Raw genomic sequence first — 10,897 nt, 5'->3', positions numbered from 1 at the left:
CTCCAAAAAGGAATCCAATTGGATTCCATGAGAGAATCCAATGTTTTCCATTCCGGATCCGGTGTTACACCTAGTATAGCGGAAGTTCGTTACAATTGGTTTTTTTAAGGAATCTTTATGAGAGGGTATTATTCTATTTTAATGTTATTGGCGCTTCTGAATCGTTATAAGAACTCGTCCCAAAACATACGAAAATTGCGGAAATGAATGCGATGCCGAAAAAACTCGAGACGTTTTGGGACAAACTCTAAGTTTAAGGAAAGTATTTTCGATCCAGTAAGTGTTTAGAGTTTCATTCGGGTTTTGTTTCCTTCCGCCGACGGTTATACCGCTGCGTTAGGCGTTTTTGCTACGAATTCCGGTACGGAAAAACTTCATCTATTTGTCAATAAGGAAGGGGCGGGTTTGAGCCGTTACGTTTCCATGGATAGTGCTGCGACTTGGACTTTGCAGCAGACGATTCCTCTGACAGCGGAATGATATAAAGAAGTTTGGGTGAATAAGAAACTCGTGTAAAAGGACGCCGCTTTATTTCACGCCGACCCATAGAGAGGCTTCCGTATTAGTTTCCCGGGGTTGTACGAGGGAGTGAATTTTATAAATCTCTCGGAAGTTTTTTTCAAATAGATAGCGAACAACGGTGCACATCGGAAGAAATAAAAAAACGCCTAACCTGCGAAAAAAAGCTTGTACTTTCATCCCTACTTCCGGAACATTCTTTCAACAATTTTAAAGGATGTTTTCATGCAGGAACAGGGTGCAAAGTTTAAGAGTCAGTTAGAAAGATACATTAACTATCGTGGGATCGATATTGTCCTGCATCTTAAAGACGGTTCTCGTGTGGAATTGGATCGTAATCGTAAAATGATAGGAGAACGGATCGTCTATTTTCCTGCAAAAAATCTTACAAGCGCAGTCGAACTTGCAAATATCAGTCGTGCGGAATTTTTTGTCGCCTAACGTGGATTTGCCGTAAAAAATGCAAAAGTGGAAATTCGAAGGAACTGGCGAATTTTGTTGGGACCCATAACCAACCCCACAAGTTGGCCTCGAGCGGCGAGGTTTTAGGGGTTAGTATTGGAGAACAAATAAAACCGCAAGTGTTCCGACAAGAATGGAGACTGATTACTTGCAAAAAGTATGATTTTCTAATGAATCAAAAACTTTCTTTGTACGTAAGTCAAAACATGTTACGGTTCAGGACGGCGAGCCGATTTTTTTGAAAACGAATTCCAATCCATTCATCAAACGTAGAAAAGAGTGAAATCGCGTTCTTGCCCCTCTTTTTTTCATACATTTTCTCCCGAAATACCTTCTTTCCGGTTGTTATCAAATCCTTCCGAAAGAAATTTATCGAATTCATTCCGGACTTAAAACAAATGAAAAGAGTTATTGTCAAATCGAGGTATTTCTTCTCAAAGATGCGATTTGATTTCTTCTTTGGCAATCTTATCTTGTTACGGACAGCTTTTGAGCTTGACTACAAGCCGGATTTGACCGATATATAATGCGATATACATTCTATTTTGATCATAAATAGTAGAGGTTGTTTCAAAACGAATTGTGTTCCTAGGAAATTACCTTAAAGTCTGTCCGCCAACCATCGGAATGGCCGTAAATCTCTACGATTGTTTTAAGTTTCGGGACAAACTTTTATTCTTAATAGTTTTTCGAAGTTTTGGGATAAGCTTTTAAAACGTAACTATACGATGATTCACATTCTTAAAACGATTCTTGAACAGGCCCGCGCCGGATATTGGGAAAAAAATTTCGTAGAAAATACGAGTTATTTAAGTCCGGCTTGGAAATCCATGTTGGGTTATCAAGACGAAGAACTGGAAGATTCCATACGAACCTGGCAGTCTTATATCGTTCCGGAAGATTTGAATCCGATTCAAAACGAATTCGAAGACTATCTAAAGACAGATCTTCGCCAACCCTATGAAGCCGATGTTCGTTTTTTGCATAAGAACGGAAATATCGTTTGGTTTAAATGCACTTGTAAGGTCGTAGAAACGGATTCCAAAGGAAAACCGGTTCTGATGATCGGCACTTACTTCGACGTCACAAAATCCAAAAAGATAGAGTTCGAATTACAACACGCAGTCGATCGTCTCGCGCTTGCGACTCAAACGGCGAGAGTCGGAATTTGGGACTTGGATTTGATCGCAGGGAAGGTGTCCTGGGACGATACGATGTTTGACCTCTATGGAATCAAACGAGAGAATTTTTCGGAAACCCCCGCCGATTGGGAATCGAGTTTACATCCGGAAGATCTAGAACGATGTAAACTCGAACATAAACAGGCGGTTTCCGGAGAGAAAGAATTCGATACTCAGTTTCGAGTCGTTTGGCCGGACGGTTCCGTTCACTTTATCAAGGCGATCGCGATCGTTCAAAGATTGGCTTCGGGTAAACCGTTTCGAATGTTGGGAACGAATTGGGATATCACAAAACATAAGAACGCCGAAATCGCATTAAAAGAAAGTTATGAACTGACGAAGGTTTTTATCGAAAACGCACCTTCCGCGATTGCGATGTTCGATACGAACATGAATTATATGGCCGCCTCTCAACAATGGCTCGTGGATTATTATTTGGACGGAATCGAAATTATAGGTCGTTCGCACTATGAAATTTTTCCGGAAATCGGAGAGGAATGGAAAGATATTCATCAGCAGTGTTTGCGAGGAAAGGTTTTAAGAAGAGAGGAGGAAGCCTTTACTCGTTTGGACGGAACGGTTCAATGGATCATCTGGGAAGTGAGACCTTGGTATGCTTCTCCGAACGTGGTCGGCGGTATTTTGATGTATACGGCGGACATCACGATTCTCAAACGAAAGGAATTTGAAAGAAGCAAGTTGGAAGAGATTCTAACTCGAACGAACGAGGCCGCGCAGATCGGGTCCTGGGAATTGGACTTGGAAACGAAAACCAGAATTTGGAGCAAGGTGACGAAATCGATTTTCGAATTGCCGGAGGACTACGAACCCGACGGACAGGAAATCACGCGTTTTTTTAAGAGTGAAAAAGAAAAAAAACGATTCAACGACGTTTTGGAAGAGTCGATTCAAACGACCAAACCGTTTGATTTCGAAGTGGAAATCGTTACGGCAAAAGGAAATTTGGTTTGGACTCGATCGATCGGAAAGCCGGAATATCTCAACGGAAAGTGTATTCGTATTTCCGGAACGTTTCAAAACATCCAGGATCAAAAACAGAGAGAATTGGCTCTTCAACGAACCTTGGATGTTTTGAACAACCAGAACGAAAGACTCGTAAACTTCGCTCATATCGTTTCCCACAATCTTCGTTCCCACGCTGGGAACATCACGATGCTCCTTAAAATTTTGGAGGAATCTAAAAACGAATCCGAACGGGAAAAAGTAATTCAGTATATTATAAAAGCCTCAGATAGTTTGATGGATACCGTTTGGAATCTGAACGAAGTCGTTTCCATCCAAACCAACAAGAATCTTCAGAATACGGAAATCGGTCTTCGGGATTATATCGAAAAGGCCACACAGACGATCGGTGGGGAAATTCAAAAGTATCAGGTTCGGATTCAAAATTTGGTTTCGGATTCGATACACGTTCGTTGTAACGCTTCGTATATGGAAAGTATTCTACTCAACTTTCTTACAAATGCAGTAAAATACCGCCACCCCGATCGAATACCGGAGATCACACTCAGCGCCGAATATGAAAACAACCGATTGGTTCTCAGCATTACGGACAACGGCCTTGGGATCGATATGAATAAATACGGGGACAAACTTTTCGGAATGTATAAGACCTTTCACAACAACAGGGACGCGAAAGGGATCGGATTGTTCATCACTAAAAATCAGGTCGAAGCCATGGGAGGAAGAATCGAAGTGGAAAGCCGGTTGAATGAGGGAACCACGTTTCGAATCATCCTCCTCTAAATCCTTCATTTTTTCTTGGTCTTCTTTTTGGGTTTTGCCTTTTTCTTGGGAACCGATTTTTGTTTTTTCGGTTCCTCCGACGAGGCTGCGGACGCCGAAAGATATGTATCGATTTTTTCCGCCACTTTTTCCCAACCTTCGTCCAACATCAGATTGTGACCCATTCCCGGAAAGATTTGGCTTTCCGCCTTATACGCGTTAGCCGTTCTTTTCACTTCCCAGGGCGCAAAAAAACGATCCTTTTCTCCTCCGATCACAAGAAGGGGAGTTTTGACCTTGTTCGGTTTGGGAAGGCGGAGGATCAGCATATCCAAAAATGCGAGAAAGGATTCGTCCTGCATCTTGGACGCGTAATGAAGGGCTTTTTCTTCGTTTAATAATTTGGAGAAAAAAAGTTTACGGCCTATTTTCGGGTTTTCCACGATCGGAAGTAAAGAAAGCGTGAGAATCGCCTTGAAAAATTTGATCGGATGTTTGAGCAATAATTCCAATGTGATCTTAAACACTCCGTGAGTAGGAACACTCGCAAGAAGTACGGCTCCGGGCACATTCGTATTTTCTAATATTTTTTGGACCACGAGTCCTCCCATGGAATGCCCGATTAGGATCGGGGGTCTGGGTAACTTGGTTAAAACTTCTTGAACGTCCTGAACGTAATTTCGGATCGAATGCCAACGAAAATTTCCGCCCCGGTTCGAACTTTTTCCGTGGCCTCTCATATCCATCGAATATACGTCGTAACCCGCTTTTTGAAAGTAGGGAATAAAATTTTCCTCCCAACACCAAGCCCCGTGCCACGCACCGTGTGCAAAGAGAATGGGAGGGTTGTTTTCGGAATACGTTTTGGATTTTTTCAGGGCTGGACTATGTTCAAAATGAATCATCTTGGTTTGGAATCTCCGGTTGCAGATAATGTCGGTTTGAAATCTTCCCGAAACCTCCCTTTTTTTTCGAGAAGATTTTCGTTCTTAAAGACCGCGTATTGGTTCGGTCTCCAAAGTTATAAACTTGGATCCGACGCCTTCGGAGACGGAATTGTGGTTCAAAAACAGTTCCGATTTACAATATAAGAGACGATTCTCCATTTTGAAAGAGGTCTCCTCTTTTATAGTTTACTTTGAATTTTAGAATAGAATGATTCTATTCAATTGTTTGCTTTCAGTTTTTTGAATGTTGGAAATAACTAGTTGACTAAAGTCAAAAAATCTGTTAGTCCGTACAGACGATTTACCGCAACGATCAACCGAGGCCTTAAAAGGTTCCTTTGCTCCCCGGATCGAAATCCGTTTCCATGGGTTTCGATGTGAGAAAATTACGGTGAAAGGAGTACTATGTTTCCTTCTCACAAAATTAGTTCGAAAGTAGACGATTTTCCTAGGAAGTTCCCGGATTCGCTCGTGCGCCCCGCATCCCTATATAAAACCCTTCTAAATGTAAATTTAGCCGGAGCGAATCGCGATCAATTCCTATGTGAAAGAGGTCATCCGGACTTTTAGTTTCGAATTTGCCAATTCAGGGTTCCAGGCGGCTGAGATGTTTTTTAAGAACGATTATAAACGTCTTCAGTCTTAACAAACGAACGAACACGTAGGTTTTGATTATGCGTAACGGAACAGGAACTGAAACGTTCAATGAGCAACTTTATTTTTTTTACCATAAACGCCTGAACGAGATTTCTTTGAAGTCGACGGGTCGGTGTTAAAATGTTAGAATTTTCTAATAGAGCTTCGCAAGCTTCCCGGATTCTCATCGTCGAGGATGAACGAACCGTAGCGCGCGATATTCAAGAAATTCTCCAGAAATTCGGCTACACTTCCGTCGGGCTTGCGACTAACGGAGAAAAGGCGATCCAAATGGCTCGAGCGATTCATCCCGATCTTGTATTGATTGATATCATACTCGGCACGGGATTTATCGACGGGGTTGAAACGGTGGTCAAGTTGAAAGAATTGTTGGATGTTCCGGTGATCTACGTTACCGAACACAGCGACGAGGCTACACTTCGAAGGGCGCGAGTTACGGAACCGTTCGGCTATATTATCAAACCGGTGAATGTCCGAGAATTGGAAGTCACGGTTGAAATGTGTCTCTATCGACACAAAATGGAAAAACGTTTTCGAGAAGATGCAAGTTGGTTGAATACTACTTTAAGTTCCATAGGAGACGGAGTGATCGCAACCGATTCAATTTCCAGAGTCAAGTTCTTAAATCCGGTCGCCGAGGAACTTTTGGGTATCGAGCAGAAAGCGGCTCGAGGTCGGATTGTGGACGATATAATGCATTTAAGAGACAACGAAGGGACGCTCATTCAAAATTTAATTTCTTACGCCACGATCAACCAATCCCCTTCGGTTTTTGAAAACGTACTTCTTTCCGGTTCCAATGGAAAAAGTACTCCCGTAATCTGTACGGTCGCTCCGATTCACGATACGAAAGGAACGTCACAGGGTTGTGTTTTCACCTTACGGGATATCAGCGAACTACACGCAAAATCGGAAGAACTCAGCAAACGTATGGAGGATGTGGAACAAGCCAAACGTCTATTAGAGAAATACTTCCCTGAGAATTTGGTGGATTATCTTGTAGATGAAAAACGGCAAACGGAACTCGAAGGAAAGAACGTTCAGGCTACGATGTTATTCTGCGACGTTCGAAATTCCACCGGAATTGCGGAACTGTTGAATCCGGACGAGTTCGCGGCTTTTTTGAGCGAGTTGTTTACGGGGCTTATGGATCTTACGTATGCGAACGGAGGTTCCGTAAATAAATTACTCGGAGACGGGCTTTTGATCACTTTTGGTTGTCCTTTTCCGGAAGACGAGGATACAATCAACTGCGTTCGATTGGCCCTACAAATTCGAGAGTATCTTCGCGCTTTCAATGATAACCGAAATCCGAAAATTGTCGCTCCCGTGGCGATGGGAATCGGGATTTCGACCGGGAACGTATTTGCGGGAAACATCGGTTCCTCACGACATTTGGAATACACCGTGTTAGGCGACGCGGTCAATACGGCGAGCAGATTGGAGGCGCTTACAAAAACGACGGGACGCGATATACTTTTGGATTCTCCCACTTCCGATTATATTCGTCATGAAGTTAACGTCGAAGCAGTCGGTATGTTTTTGCTTCGAGGTAAAAAGGAGCCGCAAGAAGTATTCTTTCCTGTCGGTATGTTATGAAAAGTCACGGGGTTTTCGTCCGGCGCTCGTGAGAAACGTTTTTGGCCCTAACGGGCCGGAGGATTTGGATGAAAAGTAGTAACGAAGGCAAATTACTCGAAATGAAACTTCGTCCTATTTGGGCGGAGATAGAGCGGGCAAGAGAAAAATGCCGCACGTTTTTGGAAGAGTTGGGTTCTTCGGACGAAACGAGGGACGCACTCTGTATGATCGCATCGGAAATTTTGGAGAACGCGATCAAATACGGTCACTTTACGAGCGAAAACCAAGAGTTTACGTTTAAGTTGGAATCCGGTAAGGATGGAATCCTTGTACAAGCTTGGAGTCCGCTTCCTTCCGTGGGAATCGTAGAAAATCTACGTCGTCTTGATTCTATCGTTCAGTGGATTCGAAGTTTTCAATCTCCGTTTCAGGCTTATTTAGAAAGATTGAAATTAGTCGCCGGACAACCGTTGGAAGACAACGAGAGCGGGTTGGGACTCATTCGTATCGCTTACGAAGGGGAAGCAATTCTTGATTTCTATGTAAACGAAGATGATATTCTCTACGTCTCGGCCCTACAACCGAAACTAGATAGGGAGCAGGTGGTTTAACATGAGCTTAAACAATCAGATTTTTTCGGAAGAACAGCTTCAGTTGGAAGTTGTGGACGGCGACGAGATTCTAATTCGTTGGCTCGGAAAAAGTGTTCAGAGAAATCCGAGCCAGTTTATCATACCTACGTTGTCGGACGTAATGAAACGGGGCGACGACCAGCATAAAGCGGTGATCTGGGACTTTAGACAACTTGAATATATGAATTCCTCCACAATCACTCCCGTGATTAAAACTTTGGAAATGATTAAGAAAGGAAGCGGCAAGGTCAAACTCATTTACAACAAAACAAAAAAATGGCAGGACTTAAGTTTCTCCGCCTTACGGATCTTCGAGACCAAAGACGGAAGAATTCAGGTCATAGGACAATAAGTTTATGATTGTTGAACATACTATCGCGGGCCTGCTCCGATCGAACGGGAGTGTTACGAATGTGGAAGTGTGCGGACATACGCGTTATTCATTTCAAATTCGACTTCCCGAAACGCCTCCGTACATCGTTCCGTTTAACGCGGACGGATTTATCATAGAGTTGGACGGAAAAAAAATAGAACTGGGTAGGTGTAGAATGCTTCCCGTTAAAAACGCCACCACTCCTCAGTATCTGGTATTACTTCTCGACGACGCCGTGGACGTTGCGGATCTGATCGGCAAAAAGAGATTCACCGTATACGATACGGGGCTTTTTAATTTACAACTTATACTCAATCAGAAAGAAAAAGTGAATCAACGGTTTAAAGAATACAGTTCGAATCTCACTTTCGAATTGAACGTGTACAAACAATTTTTCGACGATTTGGATCGGAAATTTTTAAAAGAACCGGGACCGGTTCAGGAACATTTGCACCAGATGATCCTGGAACGGGAAGGACAGACGTTTATGGAATTTTTCGAATCCAAGGTGCAGGAACTTCAGGAACAAACGAAAAATTTTTCAAAGGACGAAAACGAGGCGCACGGATTTTTTTTCAGAAAACAGGTTTGGGATTTTATTCTTCATTCCGCTTTTATGCTCCGTACGAATTTAAAACCCCGCGGATACGCGGGAGATTATGAAATGATGAAGATGATTTATGAAAATGAAATCATGGGTAAGTCCCTTTTTGCCAGATTGTTGCACAGTTATCCGCTTCAAATTCCCGCAGCAAACGCCGTACGCAACCGGCGCAGAATGATCGCGGATCAAATACGGGAAGCCGTAGAAAATCATCCTAGCGCCGACTTTCGAGCCATGTCCGTGGCCTGCGGTCCCGCGGATGAAATCGGAGAAGCGTTCAGCGAGATGAGCGAGTTCAAGAAGGTTCACTTTACCTTACTCGATCAGGATATGGAAGCGCTTCGAGTGGCGATGAACACCGTCAACCAACTGCAACTGGAAAAGGGTTATTTGATTCACGTCAAGTACATCAACGATTCGGTACGTTCCATGCTTCGTATTCGGGATCTTCCCGCCGCTTGGGGAAGGTTCGACTTCATCTATTCGATGGGACTTTTCGATTATCTTACGCCTCCCGTTGCAAGAGCGGTATTGGCAAGACTTTTCGAAATGCTCAGGCCCGGCGGTAAATTGATCGTAGGAAACTTTCACGTAAGTAATCCTAATAAAGCGTTTATGGAATATTGGCTGGACTGGGTTTTGTATCATAGAACGGAGGAAGAAATGCTCGAATTGGCTTCCACACTTCCGGGACACAGTCGCATCTTTTTCGAGGAAACCGGATGCCAGATGTTTTTGGAGACGCGGGCGCCTAACGGTTAAAAACGGTTTAAAAGATATGCAGTTCAAACTTAAAGACAACGTAATCATGGGTTCGAAGGTGAGTGATGATTTTGAAATATACCTTCAGGGAATCGTTCGCGAATGGATGCAAGTACTCACGATGCTTTGTATCATTCTCATTCCATTCTTCCTGCTTTTGGATTATTATACACAACCTCCGCATTTGCATCTTCGATTTGCGATTTACAGAGGAGCGACAACCGTACTCGTAATCATCGAATATCTTTTGATTCGTTTTACGCGTCCGAATCGTTCCTATCCCGTACACGGATACATCATCTCTTCCATGATCAGTCTGATGATCGTTTTGATGACCGTCGACTTGGGAGGATTCAATTCGAGTTATTATGCCGGTTTGATGCTCGTGCTTATGGCCGTGAACATTCTTCTTTCGTGGAGACCGATTCATTCTCTGCTCAACGGAATTCTTATATTGTCTCTTTATCTTGGTTTCAACGCGGTCGACAATCAACCTTTCGATCCGAGGATTATCGTCAATAATCTATTCTTTCTCGGATCCACGATCGTCATCACCTCCGCGATTTCCTGGGTGAGATTCAAACTCGTCCGATCCGAATTTCTTTTGAGAGCCGAACTCGTGGGCGCAAATAAGGATCTGGATAACTCCCGGGCGGAAGTTCTTAAAGCCAGAGACGCGCTCTGGGGCGAGATGCAATTGGCTAAGATGATACAGACGGCTCTTCTTCCGCGTAAAACTAAAATAGGACACTACGAAGTGGCGGCTCTCATGGTTCCTGCAGATTCGGTCGGAGGGGATTATTACGATATCATCGACGCGCCTAACGGAGAAAAGTGGGTGGGAATCGGGGACGTATCCGGTCACGGAGTGGAATCGGGACTGATCATGATGATGGCTCAGACCGCGATCCAAGCGATCGTTCAACAGAAGACGATGCTCACACCTTCCGAGGTGTTGAACGAGGCCAATCGGGTCATTAAGGAGAATATCGCACGACTGGGAACGGATCGTTATATGACGATGATGCTCTTTAAACTGGAAGACGATCATTTGCTCGTGTCCGGAAAACATATGGATTTGATGGTCTATCGCGCGCAGGAAAAAAAAGTGGAAGTCATTCCTACGAGCGGATCTTGGTTAGGTATCGTGGATGATTTAGGGGACGTTCTGGACGATCGTCGAGTTCCCATGTCCGTGGGAGATATTGTACTTTTATACACGGACGGAATCACGGAGGCGCGCAATCTATCCGATGAACTTTTTGGAGAGGAAAGACTGATAAAATTACTCGAGTCCAACGCGAAACTTCCTCTCAGACAAGTCGGAACCGAAATTTTTTCAAAGGTAACGGATTTTGAAAAGGTCCAGAGCGACGATATGACCCTATTGCTTTTGAAAAATAAAGGAGCGTGAGTTCCTAAATTCTTTGTAT

At 43.6% G+C, this 10,897-nt stretch carries 9 protein-coding genes; 8 read left to right on the top strand and 1 reads right to left on the bottom strand.

Translation table 11 applies throughout. The features are described 5' to 3' along the window. The first annotated feature begins 303 nt into the window (after positions 1–303). The 3 genes from LEP1GSC060_RS19360 (at position 304) to LEP1GSC060_RS07855 (ending at position 3,929) form a co-directional block, all read left to right on the top strand. Positions 304–480 carry a hypothetical protein gene (locus LEP1GSC060_RS19360; RefSeq protein WP_003000425.1) on the top strand — a complete coding sequence of 59 codons (177 nt, stop codon included), beginning with the start codon at positions 304–306 and terminating at the stop codon, positions 478–480. 264 nt (positions 481–744) lie between these two features. After that, positions 745–960 (top strand): hypothetical protein, encoded by a 216-nt coding sequence (locus LEP1GSC060_RS07865; protein ID WP_003000466.1) that lies wholly within the window; start codon positions 745–747, stop codon positions 958–960. Between the two features lie 749 nt (positions 961–1,709). Continuing rightward, on the top strand, positions 1,710–3,929 hold the full coding sequence (locus LEP1GSC060_RS07855) for a PAS domain-containing sensor histidine kinase (protein ID WP_003000446.1): 2,220 nt from the start codon (positions 1,710–1,712) through the stop codon (positions 3,927–3,929). 5 nt (positions 3,930–3,934) lie between these two features. Here the strand turns inward: LEP1GSC060_RS07855 and LEP1GSC060_RS07850 are convergent, their stop codons facing one another. Then, positions 3,935–4,813 carry an alpha/beta hydrolase gene (locus LEP1GSC060_RS07850; RefSeq protein ID WP_003000535.1) on the bottom strand — a complete coding sequence of 293 codons (879 nt, stop codon included), beginning with the start codon at positions 4,811–4,813 and terminating at the stop codon, positions 3,935–3,937. Positions 4,814–5,632: 819 nt separating this feature from the next. On the opposite strand from LEP1GSC060_RS07850, the gene LEP1GSC060_RS07840 reads away from it, so the two are divergent. The 5 genes from LEP1GSC060_RS07840 (at position 5,633) to LEP1GSC060_RS07820 (ending at position 10,878) form a co-directional block, all read left to right on the top strand. Continuing rightward, positions 5,633–7,111: an adenylate/guanylate cyclase domain-containing protein gene (locus tag LEP1GSC060_RS07840; protein WP_003000454.1), complete on the top strand. Its 1,479-nt coding sequence runs from the start codon at positions 5,633–5,635 to the stop codon at positions 7,109–7,111. Positions 7,112–7,179: 68 nt separating this feature from the next. Then, entirely contained in the window at positions 7,180–7,704 is a 525-nt protein-coding gene (locus LEP1GSC060_RS07835; protein WP_003000352.1) for an ATP-binding protein, read from the top strand. A 1-nt stretch (position 7,705) separates the two neighbouring features. Further along, positions 7,706–8,077, top strand: coding sequence for a hypothetical protein (locus LEP1GSC060_RS07830; RefSeq protein ID WP_003000414.1), 372 nt, complete (start codon positions 7,706–7,708; stop codon positions 8,075–8,077). Positions 8,078–8,081: 4 nt separating this feature from the next. After that, positions 8,082–9,464 carry a class I SAM-dependent methyltransferase gene (locus LEP1GSC060_RS07825; protein WP_003000431.1) on the top strand — a complete coding sequence of 461 codons (1,383 nt, stop codon included), beginning with the start codon at positions 8,082–8,084 and terminating at the stop codon, positions 9,462–9,464. Between the two features lie 16 nt (positions 9,465–9,480). Then, positions 9,481–10,878, top strand: a complete 1,398-nt coding sequence (locus tag LEP1GSC060_RS07820; protein WP_003000411.1) for a PP2C family protein-serine/threonine phosphatase — start codon at positions 9,481–9,483, stop codon at positions 10,876–10,878. Positions 10,879–10,897 lie beyond the last annotated feature (19 nt).

Source organism: Leptospira weilii serovar Ranarum str. ICFT (assembly GCF_000332415.1).
GTDB lineage: Bacteria > Spirochaetota > Leptospiria > Leptospirales > Leptospiraceae > Leptospira > Leptospira weilii_A.
Note: the sequence above shows the minus strand (reverse complement) of the source record. Positions and strands in the feature narration are given on the sequence as shown.